Genomic DNA, 20,088 nt, shown 5'->3' on the forward strand with positions numbered 1-20,088 from the left:
AAGATCGGCGCAAGGCGCACATGCATGGAGGACGTGACGTGGCGAACGACGCCAGCACCGTTTTCGACCTAGTGATCCTCGGCGGTGGTAGCGGTGGTTACGCCGCGGCCCTGCGCGGGGCGCAGCTGGGCCTGGACGTCGCCCTGATCGAGAAGGACAAGGTCGGCGGCACCTGCCTGCACCGGGGTTGCATCCCCACCAAGGCCCTGCTGCACGCGGGCGAGATCGCCGACCAGGCCCGCGAGAGCGAGCAGTTCGGCGTCAAGGCCACCTTCGAGGGCATCGACGTGCCGGCCGTGCACAAGTACAAGGACGGCGTGATCGCCGGCCTGTACAAGGGCCTGCAGGGTCTGATCGCGTCCCGCAAGGTGACGTACATCGAGGGCGAGGGCCGCCTGTCCTCCCCCACCTCCGTCGATGTGAACGGTCAGCGCGTCCAGGGCCGCCACGTCCTGCTGGCGACCGGCTCCGTGCCGAAGTCGCTGCCGGGCCTGGAGATCGACGGCAACCGGATCATCTCCTCCGACCACGCCCTCGTCCTGGACCGCGTGCCCAAGTCCGCGATCATCCTCGGCGGCGGTGTCATCGGCGTCGAGTTCGCCTCGGCGTGGAAGTCCTTCGGCTCCGACGTGACCGTGATCGAGGGCCTCAAGCACCTCGTCCCGGTGGAGGACGAGAACTCCTCGAAGCTGCTGGAGCGCGCGTTCCGCAAGCGCGGGATCAAGTTCAACCTCGGCACCTTCTTCCAGAAGGCCGAGTACACCCAGGACGGCGTCAAGGTCACCCTCGCCGACGGCAAGGAGTTCGAGGCCGAGGTCCTCCTCGTCGCCGTCGGCCGCGGCCCGGTCTCCCAGGGCCTCGGCTACGAGGAGCAGGGTGTCGCCATGGACCGTGGCTACGTCCTGGTCGACGAGTACATGCGGACCAACGTCCCGACCATCTCCGCCGTCGGCGACCTGGTCCCGACCCTCCAGCTCGCGCACGTCGGCTTCGCCGAGGGCATCCTGGTGGCGGAGCGTCTGGCCGGTCTGAAGGTCGTCCCGATCGACTACGACGGTGTCCCGCGGGTGACGTACTGCCACCCGGAGGTCGCCTCCGTCGGCATCACCGAGGCCAAGGCCAAGGAGATCTACGGCGCGGACAAGGTCGTCGCTCTGAAGTACAACCTGGCGGGCAACGGCAAGAGCAAGATCCTGAACACCGCGGGCGAGATCAAGCTCGTCCAGGTGAAGGACGGTGCCGTGGTCGGCGTCCACATGGTCGGCGACCGCATGGGCGAGCAGGTCGGCGAGGCCCAGCTGATCTACAACTGGGAGGCGCTGCCGGCCGAGGTGGCCCAGCTCATCCACGCCCACCCGACGCAGAACGAGGCGATGGGCGAGGCCCACCTGGCCCTGGCCGGCAAGCCGCTGCACTCCCACGACTGAGCCCTCGGTCCACGAGCGCGACGACACAGACTTCCGCAATTCGTAAGGAGCAACCGAAACCATGGCGGTTTCCGTAACCCTTCCGGCGCTCGGAGAGAGCGTCACCGAGGGCACCGTCACCCGCTGGCTGAAGGCCGAGGGTGAGCGCGTCGAGGCCGACGAGCCGTTGCTCGAGGTCTCGACCGACAAGGTCGACACCGAGATCCCCTCGCCCGCCTCCGGCGTGCTGGCCTCCATCAAGGTCGCCGAGGACGAGACCGTCGAGGTCGGCGCCGAGCTGGCCGTCATCGACGACGGCACCGGCGCCCCCGCGGCCGCCCCGGCCCCCGCCGCCGCCGAGGCCCCGGCCCCGGTGGCCGAGCCCGCCCCGGCCCCGGTGGCCGAGCCCGCCCCGGCGCCGGTCGCCGAGGCCCCCGCCGCCCCGGCCGCCGCCCCCGCCGGTGGCGCCCAGGGCACCGACGTGGTCCTGCCCGCGCTCGGTGAGTCCGTCACCGAGGGCACCGTCACCCGCTGGCTGAAGTCGGTCGGCGACTCCGTCGAGGCCGACGAGCCGCTGCTCGAGGTCTCCACGGACAAGGTCGACACCGAGATCCCGGCTCCCGCCTCCGGCGTGCTGCTCGAGATCGTGGTCGGCGAGGACGAGACCGCCGAGGTCGGCGCCAAGCTCGCCGTCATCGGCGCCCCGGGTGCCGCTCCGGCCGCCGCTCCGGCCCCGGCCGCCCCGGCGCCGGTCGCGGAGCCCACTCCGGCTCCGGCCGCTCCGGCCGCCGCCCCGGCCCCCGTGCCGGCTCCGGCGCCCGCCCCGGCCCCGGCGCCCGCCCCGGCTCCGGCCGCCCCGGCGCAGCCCGCCGCCCCGGCGCCCGCCCCGGCCCCGGCTCCGGTCACCCCGGCCACCGCGCCGACCTCCCCGACCGCCACCCAGGCGACGGACGAGGGCGCGTACGTGACCCCGCTGGTGCGCAAGCTCGCCGCCGAGAACGGCGTCGACCTGGCCACCGTCAAGGGCACGGGCGTCGGCGGCCGCATCCGCAAGCAGGACGTCATCGCCGCCGCCGAGGCCGCGAAGGCCGCCGCCGCCCCGGCTCCGGCCGCCGCTGCCGCCGCGGCCGCCCCGGCCGCCCCGGCCGCCAAGAAGGCCCCGGCGCTGGAGGTCTCCCCGCTGCGCGGCCAGACCGTCAAGATGCCCCGCATCCGCAAGGTCATCGGCGACAACATGGTCAAGGCGCTGCACGAGCAGGCCCAGCTGTCGTCGGTCGTCGAGGTCGACGTCACGCGGCTGATGAGGCTGCGCGGCCAGGCGAAGGACTCCTTCGCGGCCCGTGAGGGCGTCAAGCTCTCCCCGATGCCGTTCTTCGTCAAGGCCGCCGCGCAGGCGCTGAAGGCCCACCCGGTCATCAACGCCAGGATCAACGAGGCCGAGGGCACGATCACCTACTTCGACGCCGAGAACATCGGTATCGCGGTGGACTCCGAGAAGGGCCTGATGACCCCGGTCATCAAGCACGCCGGCGACCTCAACATCGCGGGCATCGCCAAGGCCACGGCGGAGCTGGCGGGCAAGGTCCGCGCCAACAAGATCACCCCGGACGAGCTGTCCGGCGCGACCTTCACCATCTCCAACACCGGTTCGCGCGGCGCCCTGTTCGACACGATCATCGTGCCGCCGGGCCAGGTCGCGATCCTCGGCATCGGTGCCACGGTCAAGCGTCCGGCCGTCATCGAGACCGAGGAGGGCACGGTCATCGGCGTCCGCGACATGACCTACCTGACCCTCTCCTACGACCACCGCCTGGTCGACGGCGCCGACGCGGCCCGTTACCTGACGGCGGTCAAGGCGATCCTGGAGGCGGGCGAGTTCGAGGTCGAGCTCGGCCTGTAAGCCGCGACCGCCCCCACCGGCGACACGGCGGAGCCCCCGCCCGGAGTCCTTCTCCGGGCGGGGGCTCCGTCGCGTGCGGGGCACCGCCGTGCCGCCGTGCGAGGCGCGCCCCACCAGCGCGAGCCACCCGCTCGGACGAGCCGGCCGGGAGTCTCGGCCCCCGTGCCCGGCGGCCGCAACGCCGGCGGCGTACACGCTGTCGTCGAGCCGGGACCCAGGTGGGGCCCGCCCTCCGCCAGCTTCCTGCCGGGCCGGGTAGCGGTCCCCCTGGTCGTGGCCGCCGCTCCGGGCCGGCTCGTGGAGCCCTCCACCGCGGTCGCGGCGGCGACCACCGCAAGGGGGCGGCGACATCGCGGGGGCGCGCGAGTCCGTTCCGTGACGGGCGCCCGCCGCGGCGCGACCGGCCGTGTGCGGTCGGTGCTCGCCCGGCGACGACCGAACCGGGCCGATAGGCGCCCGTTTGCGCCGTCATACCCCGTGTAAGCCTCGTCTCACCTGCGCTGAAGCGCCCCCCGCACGCCCTCCCGTGAAGCGAACCCGCCGTATTGTCTAAATGTCAGCCCCCGGGAGGAGCCCTCATGACCGCGCCCGTAGTCCACTCGCTGCGCGAACAGATCCGCGAGCACATCGTGGAGGGAATCGTCAGCGGGCGCTGGCAGCCGGGCGAGCGCATCGTGGAGCGCCGTATCGCCACCGAGCTGGAGGTCAGCCAGACCCCCGTACGCGAGGCCCTGCGCGAGCTGGAGTCGCTGCGGCTGATCGAGTCGGCGCCGAACAAGGGCGTCCGGGTCCGCAACCTGACCGCGGCCGACCTGGAGGAGAGCTACCCCGTCAGGGCCGGCCTGGAGGCCATCGCCGCCGAGCTGGCCGCCGACCACCTCTCCAGGGACTGCTCGGCACTGGAACCGCACGTGCTGGCCCTGTACGAGGCCGACCGCGCCGCCGACGGCACCGCCCAGGTCCGGCACACCGTCGGCTTCCACCGCGAACTCGTGCGCGCCGCCGACAACTCCGTGCTGCTGCACACCTGGGAGGGCCTCGGCATCGAGGTCTTCACCGCCCTGTCGATCCGCTGGCTGGGCACGGTGCAGCAGTCGTACGCCGAGGAGCACGAGGAACTGGTGCAGGCGTTCAAGCGCCGGGACCCGCGGATCGCGGAGCTGGTGAAGGCTCACGTCCTGGGCTGCGCCCCACGCGCCTGACGCACGCTCGACGCCCGCCCGACGCACGCCTGAAGCGTGCCCGATGTCCCTGACGCCCGACTGACGCCCCTGATGCGCGGTGGACGCACGTATGGTGCGCGGTCGGCGTACGCCCTGGGCACCTGCCCCCCACGGCGGCCCGAGGCACCCGAGCGCACCCCCGCTCACCTGGGAAATCTCTGATCAAACACGGCACCGGGTGCCCGCTACCAAGGCACCCGGTGCCGACTTTCTTGGAATCGAGAGGTTTTACCACTCAACCCTTTGATCGATCATCGATCAGGGGGTTACAGTCGCCGACGGACTTCCACCCGAGGTCCCCCTGCCCTGTCCTGCCAAAGACCAAGGGCACCCCCGAACCCTTACCGATGAGGGAACCCCCTTCGACTGAGGAAGGCGGCGACATGACCGACCCCCACGCCATCCAGCCGAGCGAGCTCGACCAGCTCCCGGACCGCGACCCCGAGGAGACCGCCGAGTGGCGGGCCTCCCTGGACGCCGTGGCCAGGGAGGCAGGCCCGCATCGCGCCGCGTACCTGATGCGGCGCACGCTGGAGCGCGCCGAGGAGGGCGGCATCGCGCTGCCGAAGCTGCTGGAGACGGACTACGTCAACACCATCCCCACCTCCGCCGAGCCGGGCGTGCCCGGCGACCCGGAGATGGAGGCCCGGATCACCGCCTGGAACCGCTGGAACGCGGCCGCGATGGTGACCCGGGGCAGCAAGCACGGCGTCGGCGGCCACATCGCCACCTTCGCCTCCGCCGCCTGGCTCTACGAGACCGGCTTCAACCACTTCTTCAAGGGCAAGGAGGGCGACGGCTCCGGCGACCAGCTGTACATCCAGGGCCACGCCTCCCCCGGCATCTACGCCCGCGCCTTCCTGGACGGCCGCCTGGACGAGGCGCAGCTGGACAACTTCCGCCAGGAGGCCGGCGGCAACGGCCTGCCGTCGTACCCGCACCCGCGCCGGCTGCCCTGGCTCTGGGAGTTCCCGACCGTCTCCATGGGTCTCGGCCCGCTGTCGGCGATCTACCAGGCGCGCTTCAACCGCTACCTCACCAACCGCGGCATCAAGGACGTCTCGTCCTCGCACGTGTGGGCGTTCCTCGGCGACGGCGAGATGGACGAGCCGGAGTCGACGGCGGCCCTCGCGCTCGCCGCCCGTGAGGAGCTGGACAACCTCACCTTCGTCATCAACTGCAACCTCCAGCGCCTGGACGGCCCGGTCCGCGCCAACTTCAAGATCGTGCAGGAGCTGGAGGCCCAGTTCCGCGGCGCCGGCTGGAACGTCGTCAAGACGCTGTGGGGCACCGCCTGGGACGAGCTGTTCGCGCTCGACACCACGGGCGCGCTGGTCCGCCGGCTGCGCCAGGTGCCGGACGCGCAGGTCCAGACGTACCAGACCCGCGACGCCGCCTACATCCGCCAGGACTTCTTCGGCGCCGACCCGGCGCTGGCGGAGATGGCGAAGCTGCTCTCCGACGACAAGATCCTGGAGTGCTTCCACCTCTCGCGCGGTGGTCACGAGGCCCGCAAGGTCTACGCCGCGTACCGGGCGGCCGTCGAGCACAAGGGCGCGCCGACCGTGATCCTGGCCCAGACGGTCAAGGGCCACACCCTGGGCCAGGGCTTCGCGTCGAAGAACGCCAACCACCAGATGAAGAAGCTGACGGTGGACGAGTTCAAGGCGATGCGCGACCTGCTCGACCTGCCGATCAAGGACAGCGACTTCGCCGACGGCGTGGTGCCCTACGGCCACCCGGGCGCCGACTCCCCCGAGGTCCGCTACCTCCAGGAGCGCCGCGCGGCCCTCGGCGGTCTCGCCCCGGCTCGTCGTACGCACCCGCTGGCCCCGCTGCCCGCCCCGGCCGAGAAGGCGTTCGCCTCCTTCGACAAGGGCTCCGGCGCGCAGAACGTGGCCACCACGATGGCCTTCGTCCGCCTCGTCAAGGACCTGGTCCGCGACAAGGAGACGGGCAGGCGCTGGGTGCCGATCGTGCCGGACGAGGCGCGCACCTTCGGCATGGAGTCGCTCTTCCCGTCCCTCGGGATCTACTCCCCGAAGGGCCAGACGTACGAGCCGGTCGACCGCGACCAGCTGATGTACTACAAGGAGGCCAAGAACGGCCAGATCCTCAACGAGGGGATCACCGAGGCCGGTTCGATGGCCGACTTCATCGCCGCGTCCACCGCGTACGCGACGCACGGCGAGGCGATGATCCCGTTCTACATCTTCTACTCGATGTTCGGCTGGCAGCGCACCGCCGACCAGATGTGGCAGCTCGGCGACCAGCTCGGCCGCGGCTTCCTCGTGGGCGCGACGGCCGGCCGTACGACGCTGACGGGCGAGGGCCTCCAGCACGCCGACGGCCACTCGCCGGTGATCGCCGCGACCAACCCGGCGGCGCTGTCGTACGACCCCGCGTTCGCGTACGAGATCGCGGTGATCGTCCGTGAGGGTCTGCGCCGGATGTACGGCGAGGCCAGGCCGGGCGAGGACCAGAACGTCTTCTACTACCTCACCGTCTACAACGAGCCGCTGCCGCAGCCGGCGAAGCCCGCTGTCGCCGGCGTCGACGAGGGCATCGTCAAGGGCCTGTACCGCTTCAACACCGCGGAGTCCGCGGGCGTGACGGTCCCGGCGAACGCCCCGCGCGTCCAGCTGCTGGGTTCCGGTACGGCGATCCACTGGACGCTCCAGGCACAGAGGCTGCTCGCCGAGGAGTGGGGTGTCGCGGCCGACGTCTGGTCGGCGACGTCCTGGTCCGAGCTGCGCCGTGACGCGATGGAGGCCGACGCGGCCCTCCTGCGCGGCGAGGAGCGCGTGCCGTACGTCCGCCAGGCGCTCCAGGGCGCCGAGGGCCCGGTGCTCGCGGTCTCCGACTACATGCGCCAGGTCCCGGACCAGATCGCCCAGTGGGTCGACCAGGACTGGTCCTCCCTCGGCACCGACGGTTTCGGCATCTCCGACACCCGCCCCGCCGCCCGCCGCCACTTCGGCGTCGACGCCGAGTCCATCGTGGTCGCCGCCCTCGCCCAGCTGGCCAGGCGCGGCGAGGTGAAGGCGACGTCGGTGAAGGAGGCCCGGGAGAAGTACGGGCTGTAGGTCCCGAGGTCCGCGGAAGGGGTACGGCTGCTCGCCGTACCCCTTTTCGTCGGTGCCCGACGGCATGATGGGGGGCATGCGCGCCGCCCGCCTCATCAAGATGGTCCTCCTGCTCCAGGCGCGGTCCTGCATGACCGCCGGCGAGCTGGCACGGGAGCTGGAGGTGTCCGAGCGGACGGTGAACCGGGACGCGCAGGCACTGTCGGAGGCGGGCGTGCCGGTGTACGCGGACCGGGGGCGGGCGGGCGGGTACCGGCTGGTCGGCGGGTACCGGACGCGGCTGACGGGGCTGGGCCGGAGCGAGGCGGAGGCGCTGTTCCTCAGCGGGGTGCCGGAGGCGCTGCGGGAGATGGGGCTCGCGGACGCGGCGTCGGCTGCCCGGCTGAAGGTGGCGGCGGCGCTGATGCCCTCCCTCCAGGACGCGCCCCGCACCGCGGCCCAGCGCTTCCACCTGGACGCGCCCGGCTGGTTCCGGGCGCCGCAGACCCCCGCGCTGCTGCCCCGGATCGCCGAGGCGGTCTGGGACGACCGGTGCGTCACGGCCCGCTACCGGCGCGGCGACGGCGAGGTGGAGCGGCTCCTGGAGCCGTACGGCCTCGTGCTGAAGGCGGGCGCCTGGTACCTGTGCGCCCGGCTGCCGGACCCGGGGGCCTTCCGCACCTACCGCGTCGACCGGTTCACCTCTCTGGTCGCCCGGGACACCCGCTTCGACCGCGACGAGGACTTCGACCTGCCCGGCTACTGGGCGGCGCAGGCCGAGCGGTTCGCGCGCTCGATCCTGCGCGCCGAGGCCGTCGTACGGCTCTCCCCCGAGGGCGTGCGCGGGCTGCCCGGCGCCGTCGGACAGCCGTCGGCCCGGGAGGGCCTGGCCAGTGCCGGGGAGCCGGACGGGGCGGGGTGGGTGACGGTGACGCTGCCGGTGGAGTCGGAGGAGGTCGCGTACGCCCAGCTGACCGGGCTCGGGCCGGAGGTCGAGGTGCTGGCGCCGGCGAGCCTGCGCGCGCGGTTCGTCCGCGACGCGGCACGGCTGGCGGCGCTGTACGAGGAGGCGTGACGCGGCCGCCGTACTCCCGCGTGCGCCCCACCGGCCGAGGCCCGATGCTGGAGCGGTGATGGACGAGACGGAGTTCTGGGAACTGGTCGACACCACACGCGAGGCCGCCGGGGGCGATCCCGAGGACCAGGCCGAGCTGCTGGTGGACCGGCTCGCCCAGCTGGACCCGGAGCGCGTCCTGGACTTCGCCCGTCACTTCGAGGCCCGCTACAACCGCGCCTACCGCTGGGACCTGTGGGGCGCCGCCTGGGTGCTCCTGGACGGGGCCAGCGACGACGCGTTCGACTTCTTCCGGTGCTGGCTGATCGGCCAGGGCCGGGAGGTGTTCGAGGGCGCCCTGCACGATCCGGACGCGCTGGCGGAGCTGCTCGGCGACTTCGACGAGGAGGTCGACGGCGACGGCGAGGAGCTGGGATACGCGGCCGACGAGGCGTACGAGCAGCTCACCGGCACCGTGGCGGCCGACCTCGGCATCCCGCCCGCGCCCGCGGAACCGGCGGGCACCCCGGTCGACTTCGAGGACGAGGCGCTTCTCGCGCAGCTCTACCCCCGGCTCTGGGAGCGCTTCAAGGGCTGAGTGGCCGTCGGGGCGGCGGTCGCGGCGGTCACCGGACGGACGGTGGCGGGGGCGGTGGCGCGCGGTGCCGCGGGGGCCGCGGCACGGCCCTGGAGACGGGCGGCCGTCTCCCTGATGTCGGGCAGCCGGGCGGTCAGCGCGGCGCCGGGGCAGCTGGTCATGAAGCCGTCGTTGTGCCCTGCCACGGCCGGCAGCGTGACGGTGGCCCCCGCGCGGAAGCGGCTGTGCCCGTTGCTGGAGACCAGCGGCACCCGTGCGCGCGGGTCGATGTCCGCCGGGCCCAGCTTCCAGGCGGCGAGGGCCGCGATGGCGTCGGTCATGGCGCGGGGCACCGGCACGCCCGCCGTGAAGGTGCCGATGGCGGCGATCCCGGCGGTGCGGTGGTTGAAGCCCTGCGCGTGGGCGCCCATGACGGCCCGGTCGACGCCGCCCGCCCGGCCCTCGTAGATCGTGCCGCAGCGGTCGACGAGGAAGTTGTAGCCGATGTCGTCCCACTGCCGAACGCCGGTCTGGCCGGCGTAGAGGCGGCGGATGATCTCGGGGGTGTCTGCGCACCGGTAGGCGTTGGGCGAGTCGGTGTGGTGCACGAAGACCGCGATCACCTTGTCGTCGTAGCGCGGCGGCGGCTGGCTGTGCCCGACGGCGCCGTGCATCCAGGCGGAGCGCGGCACGATCAGCGGGCGGCTCGCGAGGTGGCTGCTCCCGGTGCCCGGCGCGGTGGAGCGCAGGTCGAGCGCGGCGGGCCGGTCGCCCGGCAGCCGCGCGGGGCGCTCCACGCCGCGCGTGTACAGGGCGAGCACGAGGACGGCCATCAGACCGGGCAGGACGGCCAGCGGCACGAGCAGCCGGCCGGGGAGGCGGGACGGCCGCAGCGGGCGCCGGGCCGGGTGCGGCGCTCCCGGCCGCAGCGGGCGTGGCGGCCGGGAGCGCCGTGACAGCCGTGACAGCCGTGACAGCCGTGCGGTGAGCGAGCCGGGTATGCCCCTGGCTCTCGGGACGACGGGCATGGTCCCACCCTCGGCCCGATCGCCCCCGCCCGCGATGTGCGCTGTGCCACCTGGCGGAACCATCGTCCCGGTCCGGGACGTTTCTGCGGGTACAGGCACACGTGGCCGGTTCGCCGTCGGCGCCCGATCATGTACCTGTGACCGTTCAGCGGGCCCGACCCGTCCGCGTGAGGGGTCCGAGAGAAAGGCGGCTCCGTGGACCTGCTCGACCTGCTGCTGGTGCTGGTGATCCTCCTGTACGCCGCGTCCGGCTACCGGCGCGGCCTGGTGGCCGGGTGTGTCTCGCTGGCGGGGTTCGTCGGCGGCGCGGTCGTCGGCGTGTGGGCGCTGCCCTGGGTGACCGGACAGGTGGCGCGGGGTACGGCGACGGCGACGGTGCTGGCGGTGCTGACGGTGCTGGTGCCCGCCGCCGTGGGCCATGAGCTGGCGGGCCGGCTCGCGCTGCGGCTGCGCGGGGGCCTGGACCGGGGCCCGCTGCGGGTGGTGGACGGCATCGGGGGCGCGGCGGCCAACGCGGTCGCGGTGCTGATCGTGGCCTGGGTGGCGGCGAGCGTGCTCAGCGCGGCCCCCTCGCCCACGCTGACCACGGCGATCCGGGACTCCTCGCTGCTCGGCGCGGTGCAGCGGACGATGCCGGACACCACGCCCGCGTGGTTCTCGCGGGCCACCTCGGCGCTGACGGACGCGGGGTTCCCGCAGGTCTTCAACCCGTTCGAGAACGAGTCGACGGCCCAGGTGCCGCGCCCCACCGGCGACAGCGTCACGGCGGCCGCGACGAACGCCGCCAAGGCGAGCACGGTCAAGATCGAGGGCGTCTCGGGCAGCGAGGGCCGGGAGGGCAGCGGGTTCGTCTTCGCGCCGGGGCGGGTGATGACCAACGCGCACGTGGTGGCGGGCATCGCCCGGCCGTCCGTGCGGGTGGGCGGGGTCGGTCCGGTGTACCCGGCGCGGGTGGTGCTCTTCGACCCCGACCGGGACGTGGCCGTGCTGTACGTGCCGGGGCTCGACGCGCCGGTGCTGCGCTTCGACACGGGTGCCTCGCGCGGGGACTCGGCGGTGGTGGCGGGCTATCCGCAGGACGGCAGCCTCAATCTCCAGGCGGCCACCGTGGGCAACCTGGTGCGGGCGACCGGGCAGAACATCTACAACGACGGCGCGGTCACCCGGGAGATCTACTCGATCCGCTCCACGGTCCGTCCGGGCAACTCCGGCGGGCCGCTGCTGACGACGGACGGCCGGGTCTTCGGGATGGTGTTCGCCCGCTCCACCTCGGACGCCGAGACGGGGTACGTGCTGACGGCGGCCGAGGTGGCGCAGGACGCCAGGCGGGCGGCCACGGCGACGGCGGCGGTGGACACGGGCGTGCTGGTGGGCTGACGCGGATCAGGGGCGTCGGGTCCCGGGTGTCACAGGGCGCGGCCCATGCAGATGTCGTCGACGTAGGCGCCGTCGAGGAGGAACTCCCCCGGCAGGACGCCCTCCACGGCGAAGCCCTCGGCCTCGTAGAGCTTCCTGGCCGGGGTGTTGTGGCCGAGCACGCGCAGGGTGAGGCGCCGGGCGCCGCGCGCGCGGGCCTCGGCGACGGCGGCCCGGATCAGCGCCCGTCCGAGACCCCGGCCGCGGGCCTCCTCGGCGACCACGAAGCCCTGGATGGTGAGGACGTGCGCATGGGCGGGGAGCGGGATCGTCTGGGCGAGGCGGACGTAGCCCGCGGCGCGCCCGTCCAGCTCGGCGACGAGGTACTCCTGGGGCGGGTGGCGCTCGTCGAAGAGCGGCGTGTACGGCGGCTCGGGCGGGGGCGTCACCGCGTGCAGGGTGGACCAGGTGGCCCGGTCGAGGTGGGCGAGGGCATCCTCGTCGGCGGGCGTGGCGGGGCGTATGCGCGGCTCGGACATGCGGATCACCTTAGGCGGGGCGGTACGGACGGCCCACGGGTTTTCCCGGGCGGGCACGGGTGGCGCACCGGCCACGGGGGCGCGAGGCCCGGAGATGCCGGATGCCGGGGGGCACCGGGGCCGGAAGCAGGGGAAGCCGGGGGCGGACGTGGGGGCCGAGGTCCTGTGCCGGGGACGCGGAGGACCACAGGCGGGCGTGCCGAAGACCGGGGGGCCGAGGGGTGCCGGACGCGGGATGCCGGAAGCCGAGGGTGCAGGACATGGAGACGCCGGGGCGGACACGGGGGACGCGTGGAACCCGGACGTGGGTGCCGAGGGCCGGGGGGCCGAGGGGTGCCGGACGCGGGACGCCGGAAGCCGAGGGTGCAGGACATGGAGACGCCGGGGCGGACACGGGGGACGCGTGGAACCCGGACGTGGGTGCCGAGGGCCGGGGAGTGCCGGACACCCGGGGCCGGACGCTGGGGGAAGGGCGCGGAGACCGGACACGGGCGCCCGGACACCGGACCGAGGCCCAGAGTGTGTTGGAGGCCCGGGGGCCGAGGGGTGCTGAACATGGGAGGCCCGGCGATGGGCCGAGGGCCGGACGCGGGGGACGCCGGACACCGGGCAAGGGGGCCGAGGGCCAGGGTGTGCCGAAGGCCGGGGGCCGAAGTGCCGGGCGCGCCGGAGGTACCCGGGGGGCGCGGCGGGACGTAGGAGTCAGGGGCAGCACGCGGAGTGGCCGAGGGCTGGGAGCCGGAGGCCGGGGAGACCGGGAGGCGGAGCCGGAGGGCGAGCAGGCCGGGAGGCCGAGCCGGACGGCAAACAGGCCGGGCGGTGGGCCAGACGGCGAGCAGGCCGGGAGGCGGAGCCGGAGGGCGAGCAGGCCGGGCGGTGGGCCGGAGGGCGAGCAAGCCGGGCGGTGGGCCGGAGGGCCGGAAATACCGAGGGCGGACGCGGCAGGACGCAGGGGCCAGGCGCAGCACGCGGAACGGGCCAGGGCAGGGGGGCCGAGACGCGAAGAGACCGGACGATGAGACCGGGCGGCGGAGCCGGAGGGCCGGGAGACCGGGAGGCGGAGCCGGACGGCGAGTAGGCCGGGAGGTGGGCCGGGAGACCGGACGGCGGGACCGGAGGGCCGGGGGACCGGACGATGCGGACGGAGGGCGGGTGCTGGGGCGCGCGCGGGCGCTCTGTGGTGGCGCGCACGGGCATTCTGCGGCGCGCGGAACGGATGTGACCGTATGCGACCTCCATGCGACCGTGCCCTGCCGATGCGCGACTCCTTACGACCGATCACGGCGCTGATACTCGACGCGAACTCGGGTATCCCTGACGCCGTTGGGGGCACAACGTCTCCACCGGCCGCGCAACCACAGGAGGGCCTCGTGCTTGAGCCCGCGTACCAGGTGGACGTCGTCATCGTGGGAGCCGGAATCGCCGGTCTCTCGGCAGCCCACCGGCTCACCAGCGCAGGAGTAACGACCGCAGTCCTGGAGGCCGCCTCGTGCGTGGGCGGCCGCATGGCGACGGAGAAAGTCGACGGATTCCGGCTCGACCGGATCGGACAGCTGCTGTCCACGTCGTATCCCGAGCTCCGGTTCACGCCGGGGCTGGAGCACCTGGTCCTGCGGCCCTTCGCGCCGGGCGTGCTGCTGCACCGCGACGGGCGCAGTCACCGGGCGGGCGCGCCGGCGAGCGGAGGAAGCGCAAGGGGCGCACTCCATGCGGTGCGCGCCCTGGCGAGCGCCCCCAGGGGCGCCGCGGCGCCGCCCGGCAGGAGTGGTGCGCCGGTGGGCGGCGCGATGGACCAGGCGCGGCTGGGCGCGGCGCTGAGCCGGATCGCCGGGATGCCGGTCGAACGGCTCCTCGCCCGCCCGGAACTGCCCGCCGCGCAGGCCCTCGCGGCCCGGGGGGTGCCGGCCCGCACGGTGGACGGGTTCCTGCGCCCGCTGCTCGCGGCGTTGCTGTGCGACCCGGAGCTGACGACGTCCAGCAGATGCGCCGACCTGGCGCTGCGGGCGTTCGCGGGCGGGCGGCTGTGTGTGCCGGAGGGGGGCGCGGACGTGCTGCCGGAGCTGCTGGCGCGGGCGCTGCCGCCGGGCACCGTGCACACCGGGGTGCGGGCCACGTCGGTCTCCACGACGTCGGTGACCACCGCGGAGCACGGGGAGATCCGCTGCCGCGCGGTGCTGCTCGCGACCGACGCGCGCTCGGCGGCGGAGCTGCTGCCGGGGCTCAGGGTGCCCGGGTTCCACCCGGTGACGGTGGTCCACCACACGACGGACGAACCGGCCGCGGCGTTCTCCACCGGCGCGTCGCTGCTGCTGGACGCGGACCGGGGCGGCCCGGTGGCCCACACGTCCGTGCTCAGCAACGTGGACCCGAGCCGGGCGCCCGCCGGGCGGGTGCTGATCTCCTCGACGGTCCTCGGCACCCCGCCCGAGGGCGTGGACACCGCGGTCCGTATCCACCTCTCCCGCCTCTACGGCACCTCCACGCGCCGCTGGGAGACGCTGGCCGTGCACCACACCCCGGAAGCGGTCCCGGTCATGCGCCCCCCGCACGACCTCCGCCGCCCGGTCCGCCTCCTCGCCGGCCTCTACGTCTGCGGCGACCACCGCGCCACCAGCACCGTCCAGGGCGCCCTCCACTCGGCCCGCCGCGCCACCCGCGCCATCCTGACGGACCTGGGCGCCACCGGGTCCCTGCACAACGCGGACCCGGCCCCGACACTGCCGAAGGCGGCCTGAGCCGGTCGTCCCCGGCGCCGGCGGGTCGGCACGCTCGCACCGGATCCCCGCCGCGACGCCCGGCCCGGCACCACCGGTCGCCGGCGCCGCGGCCGGCCACCACCGCGGCGGGAATCCCTCCGCCCCGTCCACCCCTGACGCCGCGACGGCGAGCACCCGCGACGACACGGTCCGGCGACGCCCGACGCCGCCCGGCCCGATCCGTGGCCGACGCCGGCCCCCGCACCGCCGAGCCCCGCCGTCGCGGCCGCGGCGGACGGCGATCGGCCGGCCCCGGGGCCGGGGGCGCTCCCCGCGAGCCGCCTCGAAGCCCCGCCGGCCCGGCCCGGTCCCCGGCCGTCCCCGGCCCGGCCGGGCCGGTGTCAGCCCAGGGCCGCCGCCCTCTCGTGGTACGTCCTGGCCGGGGCGGCGTCCTTGTAGGGCTCCAGGCGGCGTTCGAAGTCGCGGATGTACTCGACGGCTCGGGCGCTGCGCATGTCCGCGGCCTGGATCGCGGCTTCGGTGGCCAGCGCGCAGGCCTGGTCGAGTTCGCCGAGGCCGAGGCGGGCCGTGGCGAGGACGACCCGGCAGAACAGTCGGCTCCGGGCGTACGCCGGGGCGCGCAACTGGAGGGAACGTTCCGCGTGCTGGGCGGCCGCCCGGAACTGCTGGAGGTCCCGGTGGCAGTGCCCCAGCTCGTCCGCGAGCTGCGCCTCGTCGAAGAACCGGGCCCAGTACGGCACCTCGTCCCCCGGCCGGGCCGCCTCCAGCGCCCGCTCGGCCCGCACCAGCGCCGCCGTGCACGCCCGCACCTCCCCCAGCACCGCGTGCGCCCGCGCTTCCGCGGCGTTCAGCAGCGACTGCACGGCCGGCGGCCCGCCGGTGCCGATCCCCTGCTGGGCGACCCGCGCGAGTTGCACCGCCTCCCTGCCGTGCCCGAGATACACGGCCTGCCGGCTCATGGTGATCAGCACGAAGGAGCCGTACGGCCGGTCCCCCGCCGCCTGCGCGAGCCGCAGCGCCTGCACGAAGTACCGCTGGGCGAGCCCGTGCGCGGCGATGTCGTACGACGTCCACCCCGCGAGCCGGGTCAGATCCGCCGCGGCCGAGAACAGCCGGCGCCCCGTCTGCTCGTCGTAGCTCCCGCGCAGCATCGGCTCGCACTCGTGCTCCAGGTACCGCACCAGCGCCTGCCGCGCGTGCCCGCCGCCGAACCGGTCGTCGAGGGTGCGGAACAGCTCGCCCACCGAGCGCAGCGCGGCGATGTCGCCCCCGCTGACCCGGTGCCCGGGGACGCGCTCCAGCGCTCCGCGCACCCGTGTCCGCCCGGCCGGCGTCCGCAGCGCGCCGGGGCGGCCCTGCGCGGGCACCCGGGGCGCCGGTTCCCTCGCCACCCGGTCGTCGGGCTTGCCGATCAGCCAGTCCCGGCTGGGCACGACGAGCCCCGCCGGCGTGAACGCGATCTTGCGCAGCTCGGCATGGCTGCCGGAGTCCTTGCGCCACAGCCCGCTGACGATGTCCACGGCCTCCTCCGGCGTGGCCGCGAACTCCAGCCCGGCGTACACCGGCGCACACGCGTCCAGGCCGAGATCCTGGGCCGAGAGCCGGCGCCCGAGCCGGCGGGTGAACACCTCGGCGATCAGCGCGGGCGTCGTACCCCTCGGCTGCTGACCGCGCAGCCAGCGGGTGACGGAGGTCTTGTCGTATCTGAGGTCCAGCCCGTGTTCGAGGCCGAGCTGGTCGACGCGCCGGGCCAGACCCGCGTTGGAGAACCCCGCCTCTGCGATGAGCGCGGCGAGCTGGCGGTTGGGGGTGCGCTGCGCGGGTCGGTCCGTCATCTGTGGTGCGGTCTCCTGCCTCCGGGCCTCGTTACGTGCCGGAATTGCCTGTGAGCAGCCCTTTTGGCCTCATGAACGGCGTGAATGTAGCGGAGAGTGAGCACCCGCTCGGATACTTCAGCTTTCATTCATCCGATCGTGTGAGGATTGCCCGCAGGGCTGACGTGCGGCGGACGGACGTACAGTGGCGTGGGCGCGTTACGTGCCTGACATCGCGAGGGAGGCGCTTGCCGTGAGTGAGTTGCGGTTCGTCCGTATGGGTTTCGGCGCGGATGCCGTCGACTACCAGGAGGCGTGGGACGAGCAGCGCCGGGTGCACGCCGCCCGGTTCGCCGACGAGATCCCGGACACCGTGCTGCTCCTGGAGCACCCCCCGGTGTTCACCGCGGGCCGGCGCACGGAGGACAGCGAGCGGCCGCTGGACGGCACGCCGGTGATCGACGTGGACCGCGGCGGGAAGATCACCTGGCACGGTCCGGGCCAGCTGGTCGGCTACCCGATCCAGAAGCTCCCGCGCCCGGTGGACGTCGTGGCGCACGTACGACGCCTCGAAGAGGCCCTGATCCGCACGTGCGCGGAGTTCGGCCTGGAGACCACCCGGGTCGAGGGGCGCAGCGGGGTCTGGGTGCTCGGCGACCCCGTCGAGCAGCGGCCCTCCCTCGGGGGCCTCTCCCTCGACTTCGACCCCCGGCTGACCGACGAGGAGTTCGACCCCCGTCTCAACGGCCCCGAGTACGCCCCCTCCAACGCCGGCCAGCGCCGCGAGGACCGCAAGATCGCCCAGATCGGCATCCGCGTCGCCAAGGGCGTCACGATGCACGGCTTCTCGTTCAACGTCTGCCCCGACATGAAGTGGTTCGACCGCATCATCCCCTGCGGCATCCGCGACGCGGGCGTGGCCTCCCTGGCGAACGAGCTGGGCCGGGACGTCACCGTGGAGGAGGTCCTGCCGGTCGCCGAGAAGCACCTGCGCGAGGTCCTGGAGAACGCCGACCTGCGCCCGAGGCCGATCGAGAAGGCGACGGCCTGACCGTCCCCGGAGGAGGGAACGCGCCCTGCGGTCATGAGGTCGGTCTCGTCGCCAGGGCGCGCAGAACACGGGCGTACCCTGGGGGACGCCGAGGAATCAAAGCTTAGGGAGCCGGTCGTGTCCGCAGTCGCACCCGACGGACGCAAATTGCTGCGCCTGGAGGTCCGCAACAGCCAGACCCCCATCGAGCGCAAGCCCGAGTGGATCAAGACCCGGGCGAAAATGGGCCCCGAGTACACCAAGATGCAGAACCTCGTGAAGGGCGAGGGCCTGCACACGGTCTGCCAGGAAGCCGGCTGCCCGAACATCTACGAGTGCTGGGAGGACCGCGAGGCCACCTTCCTCATCGGCGGCGACCAGTGCACCCGCCGCTGCGACTTCTGCCAGATCGACACGGGCAAGCCCGAGGCCCTGGACCGCGACGAACCCCGCCGCGTCGGCGAGTCCGTGGTCACGATGGACCTCAACTACGCCACCATCACCGGCGTGGCCCGCGACGACCTGGCGGACGGCGGCGCCTGGCTGTACGCCGAGACCGTGCGCCAGATCCACCAGCAGACCGCGGAGCGCGCGGGCGGCCGCACCAAGGTCGAACTGCTCGCCCCCGACTTCAACGCGGTCCCCGAGCAGCTGGCCGAGGTCTTCGAGTCCCGCCCCGAGGTCTTCGCGCACAACGTCGAGACCGTGCCCCGCATCTTCAAGCGGATCCGCCCCGGCTTCCGCTACGAGCGCTCCCTGAAGGTCATCACCGAGGCGCGCGACTTCGGTCTGGTCACCAAGTCCAACCTGATCCTCGGCATGGGCGAGACCCGCGAGGAGGTCGGCGAGGCGCTGAGGCAGCTGCACGACGCCGGCTGCGAACTCGTCACCATCACCCAGTACCTGCGCCCCTCGGTCCGCCACCACCCCGTCGAGCGCTGGGTGAAGCCGCAGGAGTTCGTGGAGCTGAAGGAGGAGGCCGAGCAGATCGGCTTCTCCGGTGTGATGTCCGGCCCCCTGGTGCGCTCCTCGTACCGCGCCGGGCGCCTGTACGGGATGGCCGTCGAGAAGCGCGGCGGCTACGTCGCCGGCCAGGCGGTGTGAGCACGCGCCGGTACCGGCCGTGTGAATTCGCGCACAAGTAATTACCGGCCAGTAGTGACCGGTTCGGCGCGGCCCTGACCGTCCTCCCTGATGAGGACCACCGTCAGGGCCGCGTCGGCGTTCGCGGGCCCCGCATCAAGCCTTCATCGGTGTTTGACCGGTCGGACACGCCCTGGTAACACCGATCAGTGACCCTGGTATCACGCCTCGTACACCACCCGCTCGCAGGGGGTATCTCGACCATGCAGGCCCCGACGGTACGCGCCACCGCGATCCCCTCCCTCACCGACGCCCTCCGCGCCGTCGAGTCGCTGCTGATGAGCGGCGGCCAGCGCACCGCCCGCCGCAACGCCTGGACCTCCGTCCTGGAGGACCGCCGCCGGGCCAGGGACCGGGTCGAGGCGCAGCGCTTCCTGGAGCGGTCCGCGGACCGCCGGTGAGGCCCGTCCCGTACGACCCCTGCCCCGCGGGCACTGCCGTCGTCCGCGCTCCCGGGGCCACGTAGACTTCGTGGCATGGCGAGGAAGGAAACCGCGGCGGACGCCGCGAATGCCGGGCGACTGAAGCAGATCGCCCTCACGTACCGGATGACCCGCAAGGTCGACACCAAGATCGGCCTTGTGCTTGCGGCCGTCGGCCTCGGCACGCTCGCGGTGTTCCTCGTGATCGGCTTCTTGGTGGGCCACCCGGTGTACCTGGGCATCTTCGGCCTGCTGGTCGGCCTGCTGGCGACGGCGGTCGTGTTCGGCCGCCGGGCCGAGCGGGCCGCATTCGGCCAGATGGAGGGCCAGCCGGGCGCCGCGGCGGCGGTGCTGGACAACGTCGGCCGGGGCTGGACCACCACCCCCGCGGTGGCGATGAACCGCAGCCAGGACGTGGTGCACCGCGCGGTCGGCAAGGCCGGCATCGTGCTGGTCGCCGAGGGCAACCCGAACCGGGTCAAGAGCCTGCTGGCCGCCGAGAAGAAGAAGATGAACCGCATCGTCGCCGACGTGCCGGTGCACGACATCATCGTGGGCGGCGGCGAGGGCCAGGTCGAGCTGAAGAAGCTGCGCACCACGATGCTGAAGTTCCCGCGCGTGCTCACCGGCCCCCAGGTGACCGCCACCAACGACCGGCTGCGCGCGCTCGGCGACCTGATGAGCAACATGCCGGTGCCGAAGGGCCCGATGCCCAAGGGGATGCGCCTGCCGAAGGGCCAGCGCGGCCGCTAGGCCGCCTGCGCGATACGACGATGGGGGCGCCCGGTACTGCCGGGCGCCCCCATCGTCGTAT

15 protein-coding genes are annotated in these 20,088 nt (G+C 73.8%); 12 read left to right on the forward strand and 3 right to left on the reverse strand.

All coding sequences use genetic code 11. From position 1 onward, the window contains the following. Positions 1 to 38: 38 nt before the first annotated feature. From lpdA to QSK45_RS06340, 6 genes are all read left to right on the forward strand, one after another. Positions 39 to 1,427, forward strand: coding sequence for a dihydrolipoyl dehydrogenase (gene lpdA, locus QSK45_RS06315; RefSeq protein ID WP_285554081.1), 1,389 nt, complete (start codon positions 39 to 41; stop codon positions 1,425 to 1,427). Positions 1,428 to 1,488: 61 nt separating this feature from the next. Then, positions 1,489 to 3,306, forward strand: coding sequence for a 2-oxoglutarate dehydrogenase, E2 component, dihydrolipoamide succinyltransferase (gene sucB, locus QSK45_RS06320; protein WP_285554083.1), 1,818 nt, complete (start codon positions 1,489 to 1,491; stop codon positions 3,304 to 3,306). Between the two features lie 578 nt (positions 3,307 to 3,884). Further along, positions 3,885 to 4,508 carry a GntR family transcriptional regulator gene (locus QSK45_RS06325; protein WP_285554084.1) on the forward strand — a complete coding sequence of 208 codons (624 nt, stop codon included), beginning with the start codon at positions 3,885 to 3,887 and terminating at the stop codon, positions 4,506 to 4,508. 404 nt (positions 4,509 to 4,912) lie between these two features. Next, positions 4,913 to 7,615 (forward strand): pyruvate dehydrogenase (acetyl-transferring), homodimeric type, encoded by a 2,703-nt coding sequence (gene aceE / locus QSK45_RS06330; RefSeq protein ID WP_285554085.1) that lies wholly within the window; start codon positions 4,913 to 4,915, stop codon positions 7,613 to 7,615. 76 nt (positions 7,616 to 7,691) lie between these two features. Beyond that, the gene (locus QSK45_RS06335) at positions 7,692 to 8,669 is read left to right on the forward strand and encodes a helix-turn-helix transcriptional regulator (RefSeq protein WP_285554087.1); all 978 of its coding nucleotides are present in this window, start codon (positions 7,692 to 7,694) and stop codon (positions 8,667 to 8,669) included. A gap of 58 nt (positions 8,670 to 8,727) precedes the next feature. Continuing rightward, positions 8,728 to 9,246: a DUF4240 domain-containing protein gene (locus QSK45_RS06340; protein ID WP_285554089.1), complete on the forward strand. Its 519-nt coding sequence runs from the start codon at positions 8,728 to 8,730 to the stop codon at positions 9,244 to 9,246. On the opposite strand, the gene QSK45_RS06345 is transcribed toward QSK45_RS06340, so the two are convergent. Beyond that, positions 9,213 to 10,253: a peptidoglycan recognition protein family protein gene (locus QSK45_RS06345; RefSeq protein WP_285554090.1), complete on the reverse strand. Its 1,041-nt coding sequence runs from the start codon at positions 10,251 to 10,253 to the stop codon at positions 9,213 to 9,215. The two genes, QSK45_RS06340 and QSK45_RS06345, sit on opposite strands and share 34 nt — an antisense overlap. Before the next feature lie 195 nt (positions 10,254 to 10,448). On the opposite strand from QSK45_RS06345, the gene QSK45_RS06350 reads away from it, so the two are divergent. Continuing rightward, positions 10,449 to 11,630: a MarP family serine protease gene (locus tag QSK45_RS06350; protein ID WP_285554091.1), complete on the forward strand. Its 1,182-nt coding sequence runs from the start codon at positions 10,449 to 10,451 to the stop codon at positions 11,628 to 11,630. A gap of 29 nt (positions 11,631 to 11,659) precedes the next feature. On the opposite strand, the gene QSK45_RS06355 is transcribed toward QSK45_RS06350, so the two are convergent. Further along, complete coding sequence (locus tag QSK45_RS06355; RefSeq protein WP_285554092.1) at positions 11,660 to 12,148, reverse strand: GNAT family N-acetyltransferase; 489 nt, start codon at positions 12,146 to 12,148, stop codon at positions 11,660 to 11,662. Positions 12,149 to 13,518: 1,370 nt separating this feature from the next. Here QSK45_RS06355 and QSK45_RS06360 point away from each other — a divergent pair. Next, complete coding sequence (locus tag QSK45_RS06360; RefSeq protein WP_285554094.1) at positions 13,519 to 14,883, forward strand: NAD(P)/FAD-dependent oxidoreductase; 1,365 nt, start codon at positions 13,519 to 13,521, stop codon at positions 14,881 to 14,883. 362 nt (positions 14,884 to 15,245) lie between these two features. Here the strand turns inward: QSK45_RS06360 and QSK45_RS06365 are convergent, their stop codons facing one another. Continuing rightward, entirely contained in the window at positions 15,246 to 16,700 is a 1,455-nt protein-coding gene (locus QSK45_RS06365) for an NsdA family TPR-like regulatory protein (protein WP_285554095.1), read from the reverse strand. A 232-nt stretch (positions 16,701 to 16,932) separates the two neighbouring features. On the opposite strand from QSK45_RS06365, the gene lipB reads away from it, so the two are divergent. The 4 genes from lipB to QSK45_RS06385 all read left to right on the forward strand — a co-directional run bounded on the left by lipB (position 16,933) and on the right by QSK45_RS06385 (position 20,027). Then, on the forward strand, positions 16,933 to 17,730 hold the full coding sequence (gene lipB, locus QSK45_RS06370; RefSeq protein WP_285554096.1) for a lipoyl(octanoyl) transferase LipB: 798 nt from the start codon (positions 16,933 to 16,935) through the stop codon (positions 17,728 to 17,730). 117 nt (positions 17,731 to 17,847) lie between these two features. Then, positions 17,848 to 18,813, forward strand: a complete 966-nt coding sequence (gene lipA, locus QSK45_RS06375; protein WP_285554098.1) for a lipoyl synthase — start codon at positions 17,848 to 17,850, stop codon at positions 18,811 to 18,813. A 242-nt stretch (positions 18,814 to 19,055) separates the two neighbouring features. Then, positions 19,056 to 19,253 (forward strand): SCO2195 family GlnR-regulated protein, encoded by a 198-nt coding sequence (locus tag QSK45_RS06380; RefSeq protein ID WP_285554100.1) that lies wholly within the window; start codon positions 19,056 to 19,058, stop codon positions 19,251 to 19,253. A gap of 75 nt (positions 19,254 to 19,328) precedes the next feature. Further along, entirely contained in the window at positions 19,329 to 20,027 is a 699-nt protein-coding gene (locus QSK45_RS06385) for a DUF4191 domain-containing protein (protein WP_285554102.1), read from the forward strand. Positions 20,028 to 20,088: the final 61 nt, after the last annotated feature.

The sequence above is a fragment of the Streptomyces hygroscopicus subsp. hygroscopicus genome (assembly GCF_030269125.1).
Lineage (GTDB): Bacteria > Actinomycetota > Actinomycetes > Streptomycetales > Streptomycetaceae > Streptomyces > Streptomyces hygroscopicus_C.

What these genes read in the sequence shown, in the direction of transcription:
- sucB (WP_285554083.1), top strand. Translation starts at nt 1,489, where the DNA reads ATGGCGGTTTCCGTAACCCTTCCGGCGCTCGGAGAGAGCGTCACCGAG.
- QSK45_RS06345 (WP_285554090.1), bottom strand. Translation starts at nt 10,253, where the DNA reads ATGCCCGTCGTCCCGAGAGCCAGGGGCATACCCGGCTCGCTCACCGCA.
- QSK45_RS06355 (WP_285554092.1), bottom strand. Translation starts at nt 12,148, where the DNA reads ATGTCCGAGCCGCGCATACGCCCCGCCACGCCCGCCGACGAGGATGCC.
- QSK45_RS06385 (WP_285554102.1), top strand. Translation starts at nt 19,329, where the DNA reads ATGGCGAGGAAGGAAACCGCGGCGGACGCCGCGAATGCCGGGCGACTG.
- QSK45_RS06365 (WP_285554095.1), bottom strand. Translation starts at nt 16,700, where the DNA reads ATGACGGACCGACCCGCGCAGCGCACCCCCAACCGCCAGCTCGCCGCG.
- QSK45_RS06380 (WP_285554100.1), top strand. Translation starts at nt 19,056, where the DNA reads ATGCAGGCCCCGACGGTACGCGCCACCGCGATCCCCTCCCTCACCGAC.
- aceE (WP_285554085.1), top strand. Translation starts at nt 4,913, where the DNA reads ATGACCGACCCCCACGCCATCCAGCCGAGCGAGCTCGACCAGCTCCCG.
- QSK45_RS06340 (WP_285554089.1), top strand. Translation starts at nt 8,728, where the DNA reads ATGGACGAGACGGAGTTCTGGGAACTGGTCGACACCACACGCGAGGCC.
- QSK45_RS06335 (WP_285554087.1), top strand. Translation starts at nt 7,692, where the DNA reads ATGCGCGCCGCCCGCCTCATCAAGATGGTCCTCCTGCTCCAGGCGCGG.
- QSK45_RS06325 (WP_285554084.1), top strand. Translation starts at nt 3,885, where the DNA reads ATGACCGCGCCCGTAGTCCACTCGCTGCGCGAACAGATCCGCGAGCAC.